The following is an 18,849-nucleotide window of genomic DNA, read 5'->3' as shown; positions in this document are numbered from 1 at the left end:
GCACGAAAATTTCAGCGTCCTTGTGCGCTATAGGCGCGACCGTCGCTGCCTACAGCGCACTACTCAGGCGTCGTCAGAAGGCTCGCGTGCCGCCTCGACGTCTCTCACCGGGGACATGCCGTAGACACGGCTGTATTCGCGGCTGAACTGCGACGGGCTCTGATAGCCGACGCGATGCCCTGCCGTCCCGGCATCCAGCCGCTCGATCAGCATTAGACGCCGCGCCTCATGCAATCGCAACTGCTTCTGGTATTGCACCGGCGTGATCGCGGTGATCGACTTGAAATGGTGATGGAAGGACGACACGCTCATGTTGACCTGCTCCGCGAGATCCTCGATGCGCAGCGGCTGGGCAAAGTTTTGCCGCAACCATGCGATGGCGCGTGCAATGCGGTTGCCGTGACTGTCGGCGACCGCAATATTGATCAGCCGGCCACCGTCCGGGCCGGTAAGAACCCGATATAGAATCTCCTGCTCTATCAGCGGCGCCATCGCCGCGATGTCCTTTGGACTATCGAGCAAACGTAGCAGTCGCACTGCCGCGTCCAAGAGCTCGGGCGTCGCGACATTCACGACGATCCCGCGTCCTCCAACGGGCGCGGTTGGCCGCGGAATTTCGGCGCGGCTCAAGAGATCGAGAACCTTCTCGCTGTTGATGGCGAGCGTCAGGCAGAAATGCGGAACCTCGGGGCTTGCCTCCACCACTCGCCATGTCACCGGCAGGTCGAGCGATGTCAGCAGGTAGTCGCCAGGCCCGTAATTGATGACGTCGGTGCCGAGGCGCAGGCTCTTGGCGCCTTGGATAACAAGGGCGATGCAAGGGCGGTAGCTGCCGTGGCAGGGGGCGCTTGGTGAAGTGCGCCGACTTATCCCCACGCTTTCGATCGCGGTCCTGCACTCCCCGTCGTCGCCGAGATGGCGCGCGGCAATGGAGACGATTTCCTGATAGGGATTGAACGGCAGAGTCATACGAGCGAACCCTTTATGTATCGCCTCGGAGAGATGCGCACTATGTAGGACAGCTTTGCTCCCGCGAAAATAGGCCCGCCTGTCACTTTTGCAGGATCGTGCAAGAAGCTCGGAGTATCGCTCTAACGCATCGACATCGATCCGGTGCATGGTCTGCCATCACCTCAGCAACCCGAAAGGAAGTCTTAGATGGCCATTGCAAAAGGCTATGCTGCCACCGACGCGTCCAAGCCGCTTACGCCCTTCACCTTCGAGCGCCGCGAACCCAATGCCGATGACGTCGTGATCGACATCAAGTTCGCCGGCATCTGCCATTCGGACATCCACACCGTCCGCAACGAATGGAAGAATGCGGTCTATCCGATCGTGCCGGGCCACGAGATCGCCGGCATCGTCTCGGCCGTCGGCTCGGCCGTCACCAGATTCAAGGCCGGCGACCGTGTCGGCGTTGGCTGCTTCGTCGACAGCTGCGTCGGCTGTGCAGCCCGCGACCTCGACCGCGAACAATATATGCCCGGCCTGGTCGGCACCTACAACGACTTCGAAGCCGATGGCAAGACGCGCACTCAAGGCGGTTACTCCGACTCGATCGTCGTCAAGGAAGGTTACGTCATGTCCATTCCGGACAACCTTCCGCTCGACGCCTCGGCCCCGCTGCTCTGCGCCGGCATCACGCTCTACTCGCCGCTGCGTCACTGGAATGCCGGACCAGGCAAGAAGGTCGCAATCGTCGGCATGGGCGGCCTCGGTCACATGGGCGTCAAGCTCGGCGCGGCCATGGGTGCTGACATCACCGTCCTCTCGCAGAGCCTTTCCAAGAAGGAAGACGGCCTCAAGCTCGGTGCCAAGGAATACTATGCGACCAGCGACGAGGAGACGTTCAAGAAGCTTGCCGGTACATTTGACCTGATCATCTGCACGGTCAGCGCCGAGATCGATTGGAACGCTTATCTTGGCCTTCTGAAGGTGGACGGAGCATTTGTGGTCGTCGGCATCCCGGAAAACGCGATCCCGGTTCATGCATTTTCGCTGGTCCCGGGCCGCAAGAGCATTTCCGGCTCGATGATCGGCTCAATCAAGGAAACCCAGGAAATGCTGGACTTCTGCGGCAAGCACAACATCGTCTCCGAGATCGAGACGATCAACATCCAGCAGGTCAACGAGGCCTATGAACGCGTTCTGAAGAGCGACGTTCGTTACCGCTTCGTCATCGACATCGCCTCGCTGGCAGCTTGATAATGGGAAAGGGCGGCCTTGAGCCGCCGCCCTTTCTATGCGCTGCTATCGTCGCGCATCGTTTCCTTCTGGGTGATCAACCGCGCGCTGTGCTGGCCGCTCAGGTAAATCCAGAGCCAACTCCAAGCCACGGCAAAACGCGAACGCGTCCCGATCAGGAAGTAGATGTGGGCGATGCCCCATATCCACCAGGCGATCCAGCCTTTCAGCTTGATCCGACCGAAATCGATGATGGCCGCGCTTCGACCGATCGTCGCAAGACTGCCCTGATGGCGATAGCGGAACGGTGCGGGCGCAGGGTTTCCCGCAAGACGCGCGCGGATGACCTTTGCGACATAAGCGCCTTGTTGTTTGGCCGCAGGCGCGATCCCCGGGACGGGAGCGCCACTTTCCCGAATGACGGAAGCCGTGTCCCCGACAACAAAGACATCCGGATGCTCCGGTGCCGTCAAATCTTTCTCGACGACGACTCGCCCTGCTCGATCGGCCGGAACATCGAGCCACTTGGCTGCGGGCGATGCCTGTACGCCTGCAGCCCAGACGATCGTGCGGCTCGGAATGAACTCCTCGCTCGTCTCGACACCGTCTGCCGTGCACTCCAGGACACGCTCGCCGATATGCAGCTCGACGCCGAGTTCCTGGAGGGCTTTGCTGGCATAGTCGGAAAGCTCCTCGGCAAAGGTCGGAAGCACGCGCGGCCCCGCCTCGACCAGCACGACCCGTGTCTTGCGCGTATCGATATTGCGGAATTCGCGCGGCAGGGTCTTGCGTGCAAGCTCGGCGATGATCCCGGCAAGCTCGACCCCCGTCGGCCCGGCGCCGACGATAGTGAAGGTCAACAATGCGTCGCGCACGGCAGGATTGGTCTCGGTCTCCGCCCGCTCGAATGCGAGCAACATGCGCCGGCGGATCGTCGTTGCATCCTCCAGCGTCTTCAGACCGGGGGCCACCGCCTCCCAGTCGTCTCGCCCGAAATAGGCGTGCGTTGCCCCCGTGGCGAGGACGAGCGTGTCATAACGCAACGTAGTGCCGTTGCGTAAAGAAACTTCCTTTACGTCAGTATCGACACCGACGACTTCGCCCAGCAACGTCGTCACGTCTTGGCGGTCGCTATAGAGATGGCGAATGGGCCAGGCGATCTCAGAGGTGGAAAGGATTGTCGTCGCCACCTGGTAAAGGAGCGGTTGGAAGAGATGATGATTGCGCCGGTCAATCAACGTGATCCGGATGCCCGCACCCTTTAGATCGTTGACCAACTGCAGGCCGCCGAAGCCGCCGCCGACAACCACAACATGGTGTTCGCTCATGAGCTGCCTTTCCGTGCCACTTCGCTATAGCCAATGTCGTTGGTCGCGCGCGGCTTTCAATCACTGTTTGGGCATAGCTCGCCTGCTCTAGGCGGTGGTCACGAATGCTCAATTTGGTGTCGGGGTCACTCAGTCTGCATAGGCAACAGGGATCGATGTCCCGCTTTTCAGCAATTCCATCGATATGGACGCGGACACATCGAAGAGTTCGATCTTGCGGACGATCTGCTTATAGATCACGTCGTAGTGCTCGACGCGTGGGAGCACGATCTTCAGAATATAGTCGTGGTTGCCGGTAAGCCGATGCGCCTCGACGATCTCCGGTATGCTGCTGATCGCCCGGCGAAACGCCTCGATCCACTCGTCGGCATGGTGTGCCGTCTTGATCAGCGCAAATACCGTCGTCGGCACGCCCATTTTCTCACGGTCAAGCACCACAATCCGCCGCGCGATATGGCCGCTCTCCTCCAGCCGTTGGATGCGGCGAGAACAGGCAGAGACCGATAGTGCGACCCTTTCAGCAAGCTCCGTCACCGAAATGCCCGCATCGGTCTGCAAATATTCTAGGATTCGTCGATCGCGGTCATCAAGCATGGTGCTTCGGAAATTTCACGGCTGCAGTTTGCGTAATTTGGAGATTATACGCAAAAATGCCGCGCCAATGAAGAGTTTGAGACAAAGAAAGCAAACCATTTGCGCGAGGTTCGATGCATGATCTCGCCACTACGAAATTCCAGACGGGAGCATAACAAAAATGCAGACAATCGGACTAATTGGCGGAATGAGCTTCGAAAGCTCGGCGGTCTACTATCGCCTGATCAATGAAATGGTACGCGAGCGCCGCGGCGGGCTCACCTCGGCTGACCTCCTGATGCATTCCGTCAATTTCGACGAGATCGTCTCTATGCAAAAGGCGGGTGACTGGGACTCTGCAGCAAGCCGTCTCGGCGACGTGGCTCTGCACCTGCAGATCGCCGGCGCCCGCTGCATGCTGATCTGCACGAACACAATGCATCTGATTGCCGATCAGGTCGCCTCCCGCATCTCCGTGCCGCTGATCCACATCATCGACGAGACCGCGAAGTCTCTGAAGGCAGCCGGGCGCAAGCGCCCGCTGCTGCTCGCCACACGATACACCATGGAACACGGTTTCTATGCCAACCGCATGAAGAGCCTGGGCGTTAACGTCGTGGTTCCCGAGGCCGCCGACCGCACGTCCGTCCATGATATCATCTTCAATGAGCTCTGCGCCGGCAAGGTGCTCGATAGCTCACGCGATAAGCTCATGCAGATGATCGAACGCGAGCGCGCCAAGGGCGCGGACAGCATCATTCTTGGTTGCACGGAAATCTGCCTCATCCTTGACCCGAAACATCTGCCCCTGCCCGGCTTCGACACAACCGAGATCCATGCTCGAGCCGCTGTCGAGTTCGCACTTGGCGACGAACAAGCCCGCGTGATCGCCGCTGCCTAAGTCAACAAATTAGTTGACTACGTCAAATAAAAGCAGGACAAAATCTCCTATCAGGAGGTTTTGTCCATGTCCGATTCTGGCTTGATCGACGCTGCCCGCGACTTCAATCGCTTTTACACAAACTTCCTGGGGGTCCTGAACCGGGCCTACCTAGACACCGATTTCACGCTGACGGACGCGCGCGTCCTTTTCGAGATCGGCTCGCGCAAGGGCGTCACCGCGGTCGCGTTGGCACGCGACCTGCAACTCGACCCCGCCTATCTCAGCAGAATTCTCAAACGCTTCCGCTCCAATGGCCTGATCGAAACAACGGCCGATCCCGACGACCTTCGCAGTCAAATCATCTCTGTCACCACCAGGGGACACATTCAATTCGAGGAACTTGGCCGTCGCTCCAACACTCAAATAGCAGAGCGCTTCGCTAACCTCGTCGACGGCGAACCGCAAAGCGTCGTGGCCGCGATGACCGCTATTCGGGGGCTATTGGATCCCGAGGCCGCGCCCCCGCCCTTGATCATCCGCGCACACCGGCCCGGCGACATCGGCTGGATCGTCCAAAGCCAGGGCAAGGCTTACGCCGAGGAATACGGCTGGGACATGCGCTTCGAGGGCCTCGTTGCAGAGGTCGCCGGCAAGTTCCTGGCGAATTTCGATCCGTCGAAGGAGTATTGCTGGATTGCCGAGCGTGGAGGCATCAACATCGGCTCGATCCTTGTCACCAATGGTGGCGATGGCGTTGCGAAGCTTCGCCTGCTCTATGTGGACGAGGCGGCGCGCGGCCTCGGACTCGGCAAGATGCTGGTCGGCGAGTGCATTCGCTTTGCCCGGGCAAAGCGGTATCGACAGTTATCGCTATGGACGAACGACATCCTGCATGCCGCGCGCGGCATATATTTGAAGGCCGGCTTCCGCCTTGTCTCCGAAGAGAGACACCGGATGTTCGGGCCCGAGGAAAACGGTCAAACCTGGGTTCTCGATCTCTGATTTGCTGCGTGCAAAAGTTTCGCTTGATTTGGAAACGATCATTTCCTAATTAGGTCGGCCATGACCACGGCGACCCTTATTGAAACGACCCGGACACGCGGCAGACCGCGCGAATTCGATCGCGACGCGGCGCTCGACAAGGCGCTGCAGGTATTTTCCGAGCGCGGCTATCATGCCGCGTCGATCAGCGAACTTACCGAAGCCATGGGCCTTGCCTCCGGCAGCGTCTACAAGGCCTTCAAGGACAAGCGCGGCATATTCCTCGCAGCCTTCGACCGATACCGCGCTGTTCGTCGCAGCCTTCTGGACGCACGCATGGCAAAGGCCGCAACCGGCCGTGAGAAAATCCGCGAAGTCTTGGCCCATTATGCGCTCTCCTCGCATGGCGCCTCCGGTCGGTGCGGCTGTCTTGTCGTCAGCAGTGCGAACGACCTGGCACTTTTCGACGCAAAGGCTGCAGACCGTGTCGCAGCTGCGTTTGCAGCCAATGAGGCGCTGATCGGCGATCTCCTCCGCCTCGGCCAAAGCGATGGCTCGATCGCCGACGAGATTGACGCCGCGGCCACCGCCCGTACCCTGCTTTGCGTTACCAAGGGAATGCGGGTGGTTGGCAAGACGGGACGCAGCGAGGAAGAAATGGTCGCTGTCGCCGAGACTGCAATGAAGCTCCTGGCGTGAATCGGGTTGCGATCGACCCGCCTCAACGCACAAGCTTTTTGATCATCCGAGCCCCACCGGAGCCTATTATGAGCCTTTCGAATACCACGCGGGAAACTGTCGCGCCGCAGACGATCTCGCCTTTAATGACGTTTCTTTTTGCGGCCGCCTGTGGACTGGTCGCGGCCAATCTCTATTACGGCCAGCCGCTCGCCGGCCCGATCAGCGTATCCCTCGGCTTCACACCGGCGGCAACCGGCCTGATCGTCACCCTGACGCAAATCGGCTACGGCCTCGGCCTTCTGCTGATCGTTCCGCTCGGCGATCTCCTGGAAAACCGCAGACTTGTGCTGACGCTCATCGCCATCTCTGCGGTCGCTTTGGTCGGCGCGGCACTGTCCTCGACACCGATGATGTTTCTTCTGGCATCGCTCTGCATCGGCCTTGCATCGGTTGCCGTCCAGGTACTTGTCCCCTTTGCCGCCCATATGGCGCCGGACGCAACGCGCGGTCGCGTCGTCGGCAACGTCATGAGCGGCCTTCTCTGTGGCATCATGCTGGCCCGGCCCTTCGCCAGCTTCGTTGCCGAAGCAACCTCCTGGCACATGGTCTACTTCGTGACCGCGGCGCTCATGATCGCGCTCGTTGTCATCCTGAGAGCCAACCTTCCGGTCCGTGTTCCCCACACCAGACTGAGCTACGGCAGACTGCTCGCCTCGATGGCGGATCTCGCCCTCCATTCGCGCATTCTTCAGCGTCGCGCGCTCTACCAGGCCGGGATGTTCGGTGCGTTCAGCCTATTCTGGACCACGACGCCCCTGCTGCTTGCAGGCCCTGAGTTCGGGCTGACGCAGAATGGCATCGCCTTGTTCGCGCTGGCCGGTGCCGCCGGCGCCATTGCGTCGCCAATCGCTGGACGGCTCGCCGACCGTGGACTGACGAAGGCTGCTTCGACGCTGGCGATGCTGCTTGGAATGTCGGCCTTTCTCATCAGTCAGTTCGCCACCGATGGGTCGCTGACGGCGCTGCTTTTGCTGACCGCTGCAGCAATCCTGCTTGATTTCGGCGTAACCACCAATCTGGTCTGCGGCCAGCGCGCCGTCTACGCGATCAGCGCCGAGCATCGCAGCCGCCTGAACGGTCTCTACATGGCGACGTTCTTTACGGGCGGTGCGATCGGATCCGCCGTGGGCGGCTGGGCCTACGCGACCGGCGGCTGGACGATGACCGCGTGGATCGGCTTCTGCTTCCCAGCCTTTGCGTTCCTTCTGTTCCTGACCGAAGGCCGCGGCCGGCAGGCAGTCTCAGAGGCTGGCTGAATCGAATCGTAGCCGGGCGGCGCGAACCGCGTCATGGTTTGCCTCCGCCCAGTTCAGTAGCAAGGCGAGCGTGCTGTAAAGCGAGCGGCCGAGATCAGTCATCCGGTACTCGACGCTCGGCGGTTTCGTAGGAAACACTTCCCGCTCGATGTAACCGTCACGCTGCAGATCCCTTAGGGTCTGTGTCAGCATGCGCTGCGAGATATCCGGAATCATCCGCCGTAATTCGCCGAAGCGATACGGACGTTGCGACAGCGCCTCGAGCATCAGTGTCGACCACTTGCCGCCAATCTGCTGCATCATGTCCCGGACCGGGCAATTGTTGAAGTCGAGGTTGCTGAGATCGACGTCTCGACGAATGCCGGGGGCCTTGTTCTTCAGGTTGACGACGGCGCCACTCATTCTTGGTTCCCTTTTGGTAACGTAGAGCCAAAAAACTGCCTTCTTTACAGCGCGCAGTCAATTCCTAATCTAGAGCTACTCTCTTTTTGAGACCAACAGCAAACCTAGAGGAAAGACACATGAGCGAGACCATTCTCATCACGGGTGCGGCCGGCCAACTCGGCCAGCGGATCATCCATCACCTGCTTGAGACCGAAAAGGTTCCAGCGGCAAATATCATCGCCGCGACGCGCGATCCGGCCAAGCTCGCAGATCTCGCCGCCAAGGGTGTCATCACCCGAAAGGCCGATTTCGACAACACCGCCTCGCTGGAATCTGCCTTCAAGGGCGTCGATCGGTTGCTGATCATCAGCACCGACGCACTCGCCGTTCCCAGCCAGCGTCTCAAGCAGCACAAGGCGGCAGTGGATGCAGCCGTCAAGGCAGGCGTAAAGCACATCGCCTACACCTCGATGCCCTCGCCCGACAAATCTCTGGTGACCTTTGCACCCGATCATCTGGGCACCGAGAATGCCATGAAGGCCACTGACATCCCCTACACGATCTTTCGGAATGCCTGGTACATGGACAACTATCTCCATGGCATGCCGCACAACCTCCAGTCGGGAAACTGGTACACGAGCAGCGACGGCGGCAAGGTTGCGAACATCTCGCGCGAAGACTGCGCGCGGGCAATCGCAGCGTCCCTTGCCTCCGGCAGCGATGAAAGCGCGACCTATACGCTGACCGGAGCCGAATCGCTGAGCGCCGACCAGATAGCCGCGGTCCTCTCCGATGCGGTTGGAAGGCCGTTGAAGGCGGTCAGCGTCACGGATGAGCAGCTTGGCCAAGGCATTCGCGGCGCGGGTCTTCCCGATTTCGTCGCGGACATGCTGGTCTCAGCCGACGCCAACATCCGCGCCGGCAACTTTGATCTGGTAACGGCGGATTACGAGACGCTGACTGGCAACAAGCCTCAAACGCTCAAGGGCTTCTTCGTCGCACACAAGACCGCCCTCACGGCCTGAGTCGGTCGATAAAGCCCGCTTCGCACCACCGGAGCGGGCTCACTCATGCAGTTCTCAAATCTTCTGGCCGCATGCGCGGCAGAACCGCCGAACCGTTTCGGCCATGCCGAATTCCAGCGCGTCCGCCGTCAGCCCGTGCCCGATGGACACTTCCGCGAGTTTCGGAATGCGCATTACGAGCGGTGGCAAATTCGCCACCGTCAGATCGTGCCCCGCATTGACGCCCAAGCCGATCGCCAGCGCCGCGTCCGCTGTCTTACCTAGCGCCTCGAGGATTGGCCCTACCCGTTCAGGCGCATCGTAGCAGCCGCCATATGGCCCCGTATAAAGCTCGATCCGGTCAGCACCGACCGTCTTGGCAATCGCGACGGCCTCGGCGTCCCCATCGCCATCGGCGAACAGCGATACGCGCGTGCCCATCTTCTTCAGCCGCGCAATGACATCAGTCAGGAAATCGCGGCGCTTGCGGAAATCCCAGCCATGATCAGAGGTCGCCTGTGAGGGGTCGTCCGGAACCAGCGTGACCTGCTCGGGTGCCACCCCAACGCAGAGATCGAGAAACTCCTCGGTGGGATAGCCCTCGATATTGAATTCGGCGTTTGGAAATTCGTCATCGATCAGATTGCGGATGATGGGCAGGTCCGAGAAACGGATGTGTCTTTGGTCGGGTCGCGGATGGACCGTCAATCCGCTCGCGCCGGATTGCAGCGCAATCCGCCCCAACCCCTCTACACTCGGCCATGGAAGATCGCGGCGGTTGCGCAGCATCGCGACGGCATTGAGATTGACGGAAAGCGTAGTCTGCATGGCGGGATTCCACTGAAGCGAAGGATGATCGTTTCTAAGCCAACGAACCGGCATCGGCCAACGAGATTCGTACATGGATGCATGTGAATCGGTGATGACGCGAGCGTTTGGTCCGTCAACGCGGCGGCTGAAAGTAGATCTGGTTTGTTCTTCGCGCTTTAAACAATCAAGCGTTTCTCCAGCGCTGATTTCTCACGAGAAACACCTCACCTGGGGCAAGTTTCCAGCCGTATTCCGCTGTAAATTAAAAGTCACTAATTTTGATACTAACAAAATACATCAATCACGAGTAACGTAAGCTCACGATATCGAAGCAAACACCGCCAGTTGCTTCGATGCCTGAACAGGAACGATCAAGAGGGAACCCCACTCAACCGCACCCTTTTTGCAATTTGCAGACGCACAATGAGCACAATGGGAGGGACCATGGCAGAAGGTTACAAGCAGGGTTTCACGTCAGACCTCGCGACACAAGCACGACTGCGGCACCGTTTTCTTCCTTCCGCGGCACTCCCCCCCGCAGATTTGCCCCGCGGACGAGTTCCGATCGCCGACATGGCCAATGCCTTTGGCGTCACCCATCGAACCCTGCATTTCTATGAGGAGAAAGGACTGATTTCGGCCAGCCGAATCGGTTTGATGCGTGTCTATGAACCGGGCGACGTGATGCGCATGGCTGTCATCAATGCCTGCCGCGAGGCTGGAATGGCGGTTGCTGTGATCCAGGATTTGATGAGCGACCTCATAGAAGCCGACTCGCAGGAGGCTGCCGAGGCTCTGTTTCGTAACGCGCTCGTGACCCGCAAACGCGAACTGAGCGCGGAAATATCCACATTGCATCGGCAGATGCAGCAGGTGAGCGACCTGCTCGATAGGGAGGCAACCGAGGAGCAGCTTCTCAACGACAATCAGACAGGCTCGATGCTCACGGATCAGGAGTTGCGGTGCCTGGCGCTGATGGCGGCAGGGCTTTCCACGCAGCGTATTGCGCGCACCCTCGACCTTCGAAATGAAGATGCACAGTCACTTGAGGCCGGCATCATCCAGAAATTCCACGCCAACAATCGTTTTCAGGCCATAGCCAAGGCCGTCATGCTTGGCGTCGTCCAGGTCTGACGCCCAAGAAAATCGCCTAGCGCACGATCGTCAGGGTTTCCGCCGCGCGCGTGATCGCTGTGTAAAGCCACCGTTCGCGTGTATCGCGGAAGGCCCAGCTTTCATCGAACAGCACGACGTTGTTCCACTGCGAGCCCTGTGCCTTGTGGACCGTCAGTGCATAGCCGTAGTCGAATTCGTCGTAGCGCTTGCGCGTGTTCCAGGGAATCTCACCCTCGACATCCTCGAAAGCCTGCTTCAGCAGTTTGATCTTGGCCGCGCCGCGGTCCATGTCGTCATCTTCGGGCCGGATCAGCAAGTTGATGCCAGGCTTCGTCGTCTCCTTGGACGACGTCATCACCTGCCAAAGCGAGCCGTTGAGCAAGCCCTTTGCCGGATCGTTGCGCAGGCAGACCAGCTTGTCGCCGGTTTGCGGGTATTCGGTCGCAAAACCCTTCAGCTCGCGAAGACGCTGATTGTATCGGCGTCGCGTGCGATTGGTTCCGACGAGCACCTGATCGGCATCGAGGACCAGCGACTGGTTCACCTCGCCCTTGGAAATGACCCGCGCGGTACCGTAGTCTCCGTAGCTGACTTCGTTGCCCTCACGCACCTGCATTGCAAGCTGGATGATCGGATTATCGCGCGCTTGGCGGTGAATGTCCGTCAGCAGATAGTCCGGTTCCTGATTGGTGAAGAAGCCGCCGCCCGACACCGGAGGCAGCTGCCCCGGATCTCCAAGCACCAGGATCGGTGTGCCGAAGCTCATCAGGTCGCGGCCCAAAGCCTCGTCCACCATCGAGCACTCGTCGACCACGATCAGCGCAGCCTTCGCGACTGGGCTCTGGCGGTTGATGGAAAACATCGGCGCAATGGAAGTCTTGCCCGTCTCCTCGTCCTCGACAGCCTCCTCACCGCGCGGACGATAGATCAACGAGTGGATGGTCTTCGCGTTGCTGGCCCCGCGCGACCGCAGCACCTGGGCCGCCTTGCCGGTAAATGCGGCAAACAGTACGTCACCGTCCACGTGCTCCGCGAAATGCCGCGCAAGCGTCGTCTTGCCCGTACCGGCATAGCCGAACAGACGGAAAAGCGGTGTCCGCCCTTCCTTCAGCCATTGGGAAACGGCCCTGAGGGCTTCATCTTGTTGCGGAGCAAATTGCATCGTGGATCGACTTGGCAGGATTCGCCTGACATAGGCAACCCTGAAATCCGCGCAAGCGGGCAATCGAAAGGGAATAAAACCGGCATCGATGGTGTCTCATGTCAGGCAACGCAATCAAGCGTGCCCTACACGTGAGGAGAGAGCCCATGAAATCCGCAAAGATGCTGATCGCCTTTGCCATTGCATCCGCCGCCGCAACGTCCGCATTTGCGGCCCCGCCCGTCAAGGCCGTAAAGTCCACCAAGGGCGAGGTTCTTGCCGGCGAAAACGGCATGACCCTCTATACCTTCAAGAAGGATAAGATGGGTGTTTCCAATTGCTACGACGATTGCGCCAAGAACTGGCCGCCGCTGAAGGCCGCTAGCGACGCGAAGCCGGAGGGTGCATATTCGATTGTCGAACGGAAAGACGGCACCAAGCAGTGGGCCAAGGACGGCATGCCGCTTTATTTCTGGGTGAAGGACAAGAAGATGGGCGATATCACCGGTGACGGTGTCGGCGGCAATTGGGATCTCGTCAAACAGTGAGCGAAGCGACGTGAAGGCACCAGGTCACGACACGTTCGAGGGCCAGATCCTGGCCCTCCTTCCCTCGCTCAGGCGTTACTCGCGGAGCCTCACCCGCTCCGATGCAGACGGGGAAGACTTGCTGCAGGATTGCGTCGAGAAGGTGCTCGCCCGTCACGGACAATGGCGGGGGCTGAACCTGCGCGGCTGGGTGCTGACGATCATGACGAACCTCTATCGCAACAGCCGTCGCCAGACGGGTCGCGCGCCGTTCGTGGAACTCGATGGCGCCGAGGACATCGTATCCGTCGATCCCGCTCCCGATCCGCTCGAGCGATCGCGGCTGGAGGATGCATTAAACAGCCTTTCGGAAGAAAACCGCGCTGTGCTGATGTTGATTGTCATCGAAGGCTATACCTATCAGGAGGTTGCGACCGCACTCGACATCCCGATCGGCACGGTTATGTCGCGCCTGTCACGCGCACGCCAACGGATGGGAGAGCGCATGAAGGCAGACAATGTCATTACGCTTCGGAGACCGAAATGAACGAGATCAACCAGACCGTGACCGAAGCGGATCTTCACGCCTATGCCGACGGGCAGCTTCCCGAGCAGGCCCGCGCACGCATCGAGGCGTGGCTCACTGACAATCCGGGCGATGCAGCCAGAGTGGCGGAATGGTCCGCGCAAAATGCCGAGATCCGATCGCTTTTCGCGGACTATGGAAAATCCACGGACGTCGACATAGCGCTCGTCACTGGCCGGAGACGTCCAGCAAACTGGCCGAAGCGCCTGGCGGCAGTGGCTGCGATCATAGCGGCTTTCGGCCTGGGAGCCTTGAGCGGCCACTACGGCCCAGCACTGTTTCAAAAGCCGGATCTGCAACTGACGGAACTCGAAACCCTGCCCAACGAAGCCCGCAACGCCTTCCTGGTTTATGCCGATGAAGTCCGCCATCCCGTCGAGGTCTTTGCCAATGAGGAAGCCCATCTGGCGACCTGGCTCGGCAAGCGGCTTGCCATTCAAAACTTGCGGGTTCCGAACCTGCAGGAACTCGGCTTCAAGCTGGTCGGCGGGCGACTGTTGCCCGTCGAGGGCAGGCCGGGTGCAATGTTCATGTACGAGGATCAGGCCGGCGAACGACTGACGGTCCTCGTCGGGCGCAAGGCTGATAACAGGTCGACCAGTTTCCGCTTCGCGTCATCGGGCAATGTCGAAACCTTCTACTGGATCGACGGCGAACTCGGCTACGCCGTTACCGGCGAGATTCCGCGCGATGTGCTGAGAAAAGTCGCCGAGGAATGCTACAGGCAGTTTCCGTCGTAAGCCTCAGCGCAGCGGGTCGTTGGCAAGCTCGATCGGCTTGCCGTGCGGCGTCGCCTCCGCCGCCCGCTGCCAACTCTTCTGCAGATCGAGGATCATGTCGGCGTCAGCGACGCCGAGTTTGACGAGAATTGCCGAAAGCGCCGCCACCCAGCAATCGAAATAGTCGCTGCCGTCTTCGGCGCGGCCGGGCTTGTGCAATTCCCGTGATAGCGTCTCAGCCCATTCGTTCCACGTAAACAGGCCCCGTTCGTGCAGATGCACTGTTATCGCGAAGGCTTCCGCAGCCCATGGCTCAGGAAAGACCGGCTCTCCATCGGGCGATTTCGGCAGCTGCGGCGATTGCGCCAGCGGCGACCGCGTCTCACACTGGCTCAAGATAGCTCTCCCAGGCATCGATCGAGACGCAGAGCGTCGGATCCGCTCCCTCACCCCAGATTTCGCAGCCGTCGAACACGACCGTATAGACCCATTGTGGGTTCTCGCCCTTCCCATGGGCGTTGTCGTCGGGGAAGACGAAGGAGCCTTGAACAGCTTCTACCACGCCCAATTTTGAGCGTGCATAGCGCGGCAGCCGCGTATGTGTCGTCGGATTGAAATTCCTGGTTCGAACACTGTCCCCCACGGAGAAGCGTGGCGGCGTCGCCGCCGGTCGGTCGCAGGGACCACCCTTGGCGAGCACGCCTGCCACCATGTCGGCCTTCAGGACACGCTTCGGCGTCGCGCCATCCATTTGCTTGTGACCGGCATTGATCTCCTCGGCCGTCACGAAGCCATGGCGCCGCAGCAGCACCTCCAGCGCCCGCGTCCAGATCTCGTAGTAGCTCGCGCCAAGATAACTCGCCGGTGGAATGCTTTCGCGCGTATGCCGGCTCTCGTCGATATTCCAGGCGCCGAAGGCGCCGCTGGAAAGCGTAAGGCCGAGCGCACGCTTCTCCCACTCCGCATGGAAATACGGCTCGTTCCTTTCGGGCGCGACAGGGCCGAAACCCATCTGACCGCCAAGGTCGTGCGGGCCGTTCATGACGCATCTCCTGGCGCGGCAGCCAATCCCGTTCCGATCATCGCATCGCGACTGACGAGATCTGCAAGCTGCTCCTCGCTCCATCCATCCGTGCCCGCCGGTCGCTCCGCAATGACCAGATAGCGGAGTTCCGCCGTCGAATCCCACACGCGGATCTTCTTATCTTCGGGCAAGGTCACACCGAATTCGGCCAGCACCCCGCGCGGATCGATAACTGCCCGCGAACGGTAGGCGGGCGCCTTGTACCACACGGGCGGCAGGCCGAGCACCGACCAGGGGTAACAGGAGCAAAGCGTACAGACGACGAGATTGTGCGTCTCGTCCGTGTTGAACACCGCGCGCATGTGCTCGCCCTGACGCCCGGTATAGCCGAGGCTGGCGATCGCCGCGGTCGCGTCGCGCCTCAGCCACTCCGCGTATGCCGGATCTCCCCAGGCCCTGGCGACGACGCGCGCACCGTTTCGTGGGCCGACCTTGGTCTCGTAGGTCTCGACGATCGCGTCGATCGCCGCCGGATCGATCAGTCCCTTCTCCGTCAGAACCGTCTCCAGCGCCCTCACCCGCGCCTGCATGTCGGTATAGCGGTTGTCGTGGTCATGGTCGTGGTCGTGATGGTGATCGTCGTCGTGCACGAGATAATCCTCCGCCAATGGGCGGCTTATCTTTAAGCGCTTGTAGCCAGAGCGCCAAGCCCCACTCAGGATGTCGTCGAAGCCTGCCGCAACCTCTATTTCAGCATCGGCCAAAGGCTGAGCACCAACAACACGGCCATGGTGATGTTGAACCATTTGAGCCGGACGGGATCCGACAACCAATCACGCAGCGCCGAGCCGAACCCCGCCCAGGTCGACACGCTCGGCAGGTTGACCAGCGCGAAGGCGAAGCCAACGATCAGGACGCTCGCAAAGTAGATATTCGGGATCGTGTAGGTCGCCATCGCGGTAACGGCCATGACCCATGCCTTCGGGTTGACCCACTGGAAGGCTGCCGCCGACAGGAACGACATCGGCTCAACACCGCTCTTGCCTTCGCCCAGAGATCGCGACGTCGCAATTTTCCAGGCGATCCAGGCAAGATAGGCGCCACCGGCAAATTTAAGCGCGACATAGAGCGCCGGCATCGCATGCAGCAGCGCCCCAAGCCCGAGTCCCACGCCGATCAGCAGCGAGAAGAACCCTGCCCCGATCCCCAGCATATGCGGAACGGTGCGGCGGAAACCGAAATTCACGCCGGATGCGAAGAGCATCATGTTGTTGGGGCCAGGCGTTATCGATGTGGTAAAGGCAAACAAGACGAGTGCCAGAAATGTATCCAGCGGCATGAGACCTCCCGGAGGCCCGCGGTTGGTCCGGCGGGACTTTTCGATTTAGGTCAACCTAACTGACCTAAATCCACCGCTCCATGCAATCATTGTCATGGTGACACGATTGGTTGAAAGATTGGCGCGCCTTCCAATCTTCTTCGAAAACCGGAACGACCATCATGCGAGACGACGCCATCCCAACCATCAGCTTTCCCAATGGTGCAGAGGTTCCAGCCATCGGCCAGGGCACCTGGAACATGGGAGAGAGATCTTCCGAGGCCAGGAGAAAGCCTGCGCGCAGGCCTCGATCTCGGGATGACGCTGATCGATACCGCGGAAATGTATGCCGACGGCGGCGCGGAGAAGATCGTTGGCGAGGCGATCCGGGGCCGACGGGATGAGGTGTTTCTCGTCAGCAAGGTGTATCCCTGGAACGCCAGCCGGACGGGAACGATCGCAGCCTGCGAACGCAGCCTATCGCGTCTCGGCACGGATCGGATCGATCTCTATCTGCTTCACTGGCGCGGCGACCATCCGCTCGCTGCTACCGTCCAGGCTTTCGAGGAACTGAAAGCATCCGGCAAGATCGGCGCCTGGGGTGTTTCCAACTTCGATGCTGACGACATGGAGGAACTGCTGACCGTTCCCGCCGGAGGGAACGTCGCAGCCAACCAGGTTCTCTACAACCTGTCACGCCGAGGCGTTGAATATGATCTGCTGCCCTGGTGTCAGGAACGTCGGATCCCGATCATGGCCTATTCACCGATCGAATAGGGGCGCATTCTGCATCATCCGGAACTGATCCGCGTCGCCAAGACCTATCCGGCAACGCCGGCGCAGGTGGCACTTGCCTTCCTGCTGGAACGCGACGGCGTGATCGTCATCCCGAAAACGTCGAACGCTGCCCGCGCCGCCGAAAACCGGGACGCAGTCTCGCTCGACATTACCGACGAGGACTGGGCGGCGCTCGATGCCGCTTTCCCGCCTCCGGCAAGAAAAAGGCCGCTGGAGATGCTCTGATCTTCAGCGGATTTTGATGGCGCGGGTTGGCACTGGTCAAGGAAGTGCCGGCAAGGGCCGCGATCAGGCGGCTTTTATGTCGGGGCTACCCTCATATACCGGATAATCAGTGTACCCTTCGGCGCCACCGCCGTAGTACGTCTCACGGTTCGGCGTCGCCAACGGCAGGTCCCGCCGCAGTCGCTCGACCAGATCGGGATTTGCGATGAACGGCTGACCGAAAGCAGCGAGATCAATAAGGCCGTCCTGCAGGAACTGCTCTGCACGGCGCTTGTCGAGAGAACCGGCAAGAATAAGCGTGCCCGAATAGCTCTCGCGGAACTTGCGCAGAAAATCCCTCGAAAGAGCCGGAGCGCTGGCAGGCCCCTGATCCTTCAGATGCACATAGGCAAGTTTGCGTTCAGCAAGCGCAGTCGCAAGATGCAGGTAGGTTTCCTCGATCAAAGGATGGTGCGGCATGTCGAACAGCTTGCCGAACGGCGAAAGCCGGATACCGACCTTCTCGGCACCAATCCGCGCCACCACCGCGTCGACAATCTCCAGCACGAAGCGCGTCCTGTCTTCGACATTGCCTGCGCCATATCGGTCGGTGCGGTCGTTGATCAGAGGATTGAGAAACTGCTCCAGGAGATAACCGTTGGCACCGTGGATCTCGACGCCGTCAAATCCGGCGGCAACGGCATTGGCCGCAGCATTCGCAAAGTCGTTTACGACCCTTGCGACGTCGTCAGTCCCGAGCGGTCGAGGCACACTGGCTTCGACGAAACCGGCAACACCTTCGTCGTTGAACGCGTAGGCCGTGCTCTTATCGTCGCGCGCCGGCTTGGCGCTGGAACTGACCGGCTGGCCGCCAGCCGGCTGAAGAGAGGTATGCGACATGCGGCCGACGTGCCAGATCTGCGCAAAGATCTTCCCGCCTTCCTCGTGCACGGCCTTCGTCACGCCCTGCCAGCCGCGAACCTGATCGTCCGACCAGATGCCGGGGATAAAGGCGAAACCCGTTCCCTCTTGCGAGATCGGCGTTCCCTCGGAAACGATCAGACCGGCGCCGGCGCGCTGGCGATAATACTGGGCGGTCTGCTCGTCGGCGATACCGTCCTTCGCCCTGGCCCGGGTCATCGGAGCCATGACGACACGGTTGCGAAGCTTCTGGCCGCGAAGGTCGTAGACTTCAAAGAGAGACTTCATGAGCGCTATTCCTCAATTCGGTTGATTATCATCGACCAAACAGATATCTCTGCCGCATTCAGA

The 18,849-nt window shown here is 60.3% G+C and carries 21 protein-coding genes and 1 pseudogene; 11 read left to right on the top strand and 11 right to left on the bottom strand.

Annotated elements, in window-relative coordinates; all coding sequences use genetic code 11:
- Positions 1 to 63 precede the first annotated feature (63 nt).
- On the bottom strand, positions 64 to 969 hold the full coding sequence (locus tag AS026_RS24905; protein ID WP_025661743.1) for an AraC family transcriptional regulator: 906 nt from the start codon (positions 967 to 969) through the stop codon (positions 64 to 66).
- A gap of 189 nt (positions 970 to 1,158) precedes the next feature.
- Between AS026_RS24905 and AS026_RS24900 the strand changes: the two genes are divergently transcribed.
- Positions 1,159 to 2,205: an NAD(P)-dependent alcohol dehydrogenase gene (locus tag AS026_RS24900; RefSeq protein ID WP_025661742.1), complete on the top strand. Its 1,047-nt coding sequence runs from the start codon at positions 1,159 to 1,161 to the stop codon at positions 2,203 to 2,205.
- A gap of 35 nt (positions 2,206 to 2,240) precedes the next feature.
- On the opposite strand, the gene AS026_RS24895 is transcribed toward AS026_RS24900, so the two are convergent.
- Together AS026_RS24895 and AS026_RS24890 are read right to left on the bottom strand one after the other, a co-directional pair.
- Positions 2,241 to 3,512, bottom strand: a complete 1,272-nt coding sequence (locus AS026_RS24895; protein WP_062372435.1) for an NAD(P)/FAD-dependent oxidoreductase — start codon at positions 3,510 to 3,512, stop codon at positions 2,241 to 2,243.
- Positions 3,513 to 3,641: 129 nt separating this feature from the next.
- Entirely contained in the window at positions 3,642 to 4,106 is a 465-nt protein-coding gene (locus tag AS026_RS24890; protein ID WP_018858652.1) for an Lrp/AsnC family transcriptional regulator, read from the bottom strand.
- Between the two features lie 160 nt (positions 4,107 to 4,266).
- On the opposite strand from AS026_RS24890, the gene AS026_RS24885 reads away from it, so the two are divergent.
- The 4 genes from AS026_RS24885 (at position 4,267) to AS026_RS24870 (ending at position 7,946) form a co-directional block, all read left to right on the top strand.
- Positions 4,267 to 4,986, top strand: a complete 720-nt coding sequence (locus tag AS026_RS24885) for an aspartate/glutamate racemase family protein (protein WP_025662166.1) — start codon at positions 4,267 to 4,269, stop codon at positions 4,984 to 4,986.
- 66 nt (positions 4,987 to 5,052) lie between these two features.
- Complete coding sequence (locus AS026_RS24880; RefSeq protein ID WP_062372430.1) at positions 5,053 to 5,970, top strand: bifunctional helix-turn-helix transcriptional regulator/GNAT family N-acetyltransferase; 918 nt, start codon at positions 5,053 to 5,055, stop codon at positions 5,968 to 5,970.
- Positions 5,971 to 6,030: 60 nt separating this feature from the next.
- Positions 6,031 to 6,648 (top strand): TetR/AcrR family transcriptional regulator, encoded by a 618-nt coding sequence (locus tag AS026_RS24875; RefSeq protein ID WP_062372426.1) that lies wholly within the window; start codon positions 6,031 to 6,033, stop codon positions 6,646 to 6,648.
- A 68-nt stretch (positions 6,649 to 6,716) separates the two neighbouring features.
- Positions 6,717 to 7,946: an MFS transporter gene (locus tag AS026_RS24870; RefSeq protein ID WP_062372422.1), complete on the top strand. Its 1,230-nt coding sequence runs from the start codon at positions 6,717 to 6,719 to the stop codon at positions 7,944 to 7,946.
- Here the strand turns inward: AS026_RS24870 and AS026_RS24865 are convergent.
- A complete protein-coding gene (locus AS026_RS24865; protein WP_018858657.1) occupies positions 7,932 to 8,348 on the bottom strand; it encodes a winged helix-turn-helix transcriptional regulator in 417 nt (138 codons plus the stop codon). The two genes, AS026_RS24870 and AS026_RS24865, sit on opposite strands and share 15 nt — an antisense overlap.
- Positions 8,349 to 8,467: 119 nt before the next feature.
- On the opposite strand from AS026_RS24865, the gene AS026_RS24860 reads away from it, so the two are divergent.
- Positions 8,468 to 9,355 (top strand): SDR family oxidoreductase, encoded by an 888-nt coding sequence (locus AS026_RS24860; protein ID WP_025662161.1) that lies wholly within the window; start codon positions 8,468 to 8,470, stop codon positions 9,353 to 9,355.
- A 54-nt stretch (positions 9,356 to 9,409) separates the two neighbouring features.
- Here AS026_RS24860 and AS026_RS24855 read toward each other — a convergent pair whose 3' ends face one another.
- Positions 9,410 to 10,162, bottom strand: a complete 753-nt coding sequence (locus AS026_RS24855; protein ID WP_062372417.1) for a pyridoxine 5'-phosphate synthase — start codon at positions 10,160 to 10,162, stop codon at positions 9,410 to 9,412.
- Between the two features lie 426 nt (positions 10,163 to 10,588).
- Here AS026_RS24855 and AS026_RS24850 point away from each other — a divergent pair, with 426 nt between their 5' ends.
- A complete protein-coding gene (locus tag AS026_RS24850; RefSeq protein WP_062372413.1) occupies positions 10,589 to 11,278 on the top strand; it encodes a MerR family transcriptional regulator in 690 nt (229 codons plus the stop codon).
- Positions 11,279 to 11,294: 16 nt separating this feature from the next.
- Here AS026_RS24850 and AS026_RS24845 read toward each other — a convergent pair whose 3' ends face one another.
- On the bottom strand, positions 11,295 to 12,422 hold the full coding sequence (locus tag AS026_RS24845; RefSeq protein ID WP_062372410.1) for an ATP-dependent DNA helicase: 1,128 nt from the start codon (positions 12,420 to 12,422) through the stop codon (positions 11,295 to 11,297).
- Between the two features lie 146 nt (positions 12,423 to 12,568).
- On the opposite strand from AS026_RS24845, the gene AS026_RS24840 reads away from it, so the two are divergent.
- From AS026_RS24840 to AS026_RS24830, 3 genes are read left to right on the top strand one after another with little or no spacing between them, the layout of a single operon-like run.
- Positions 12,569 to 12,949, top strand: coding sequence for a COG4315 family predicted lipoprotein (locus AS026_RS24840; RefSeq protein ID WP_025662157.1), 381 nt, complete (start codon positions 12,569 to 12,571; stop codon positions 12,947 to 12,949).
- Between the two features lie 10 nt (positions 12,950 to 12,959).
- On the top strand, positions 12,960 to 13,475 hold the full coding sequence (locus AS026_RS24835; protein ID WP_062372406.1) for an RNA polymerase sigma factor: 516 nt from the start codon (positions 12,960 to 12,962) through the stop codon (positions 13,473 to 13,475).
- A complete protein-coding gene (locus AS026_RS24830; RefSeq protein WP_062372401.1) occupies positions 13,472 to 14,254 on the top strand; it encodes an anti-sigma factor family protein in 783 nt (260 codons plus the stop codon). The genes AS026_RS24835 and AS026_RS24830 overlap by 4 nt, the downstream gene beginning before the upstream one ends.
- Positions 14,255 to 14,257: 3 nt before the next feature.
- Here the strand turns inward: AS026_RS24830 and AS026_RS24825 are convergent, their stop codons facing one another.
- The 4 genes from AS026_RS24825 to AS026_RS24810 all read right to left on the bottom strand — a co-directional run bounded on the left by AS026_RS24825 (position 14,258) and on the right by AS026_RS24810 (position 16,596).
- Positions 14,258 to 14,629 (bottom strand): nitrile hydratase accessory protein, encoded by a 372-nt coding sequence (locus AS026_RS24825; RefSeq protein WP_025662154.1) that lies wholly within the window; start codon positions 14,627 to 14,629, stop codon positions 14,258 to 14,260.
- Entirely contained in the window at positions 14,616 to 15,275 is a 660-nt protein-coding gene (nthB, locus tag AS026_RS24820) for a nitrile hydratase subunit beta (protein ID WP_025662153.1), read from the bottom strand. The genes AS026_RS24825 and nthB overlap by 14 nt, the downstream gene beginning before the upstream one ends.
- The gene (gene nthA, locus AS026_RS24815; protein WP_025662152.1) at positions 15,272 to 15,907 is read right to left on the bottom strand and encodes a nitrile hydratase subunit alpha; all 636 of its coding nucleotides are present in this window, start codon (positions 15,905 to 15,907) and stop codon (positions 15,272 to 15,274) included. The genes nthB and nthA overlap by 4 nt, the downstream gene beginning before the upstream one ends.
- 95 nt (positions 15,908 to 16,002) lie before the next feature.
- Positions 16,003 to 16,596, bottom strand: coding sequence for a LysE family translocator (locus AS026_RS24810; protein ID WP_025662151.1), 594 nt, complete (start codon positions 16,594 to 16,596; stop codon positions 16,003 to 16,005).
- A 161-nt stretch (positions 16,597 to 16,757) separates the two neighbouring features.
- On the opposite strand from AS026_RS24810, the pseudogene AS026_RS24805 reads away from it, so the two are divergent.
- Positions 16,758 to 17,598 (top strand): annotated as a pseudogene (locus AS026_RS24805) (aldo/keto reductase).
- Positions 17,599 to 17,661: 63 nt separating this feature from the next.
- On the opposite strand, the gene AS026_RS24800 reads toward AS026_RS24805, so the two are convergent.
- On the bottom strand, positions 17,662 to 18,786 hold the full coding sequence (locus AS026_RS24800) for an alkene reductase (RefSeq protein WP_062372398.1): 1,125 nt from the start codon (positions 18,784 to 18,786) through the stop codon (positions 17,662 to 17,664).
- Positions 18,787 to 18,849: the final 63 nt, after the last annotated feature.

The organism is Rhizobium altiplani (assembly GCF_001542405.1).
Classification (GTDB): domain Bacteria; phylum Pseudomonadota; class Alphaproteobacteria; order Rhizobiales; family Rhizobiaceae; genus Rhizobium; species Rhizobium altiplani.
This window is presented reverse-complemented; position numbering and strand designations above follow the sequence as displayed.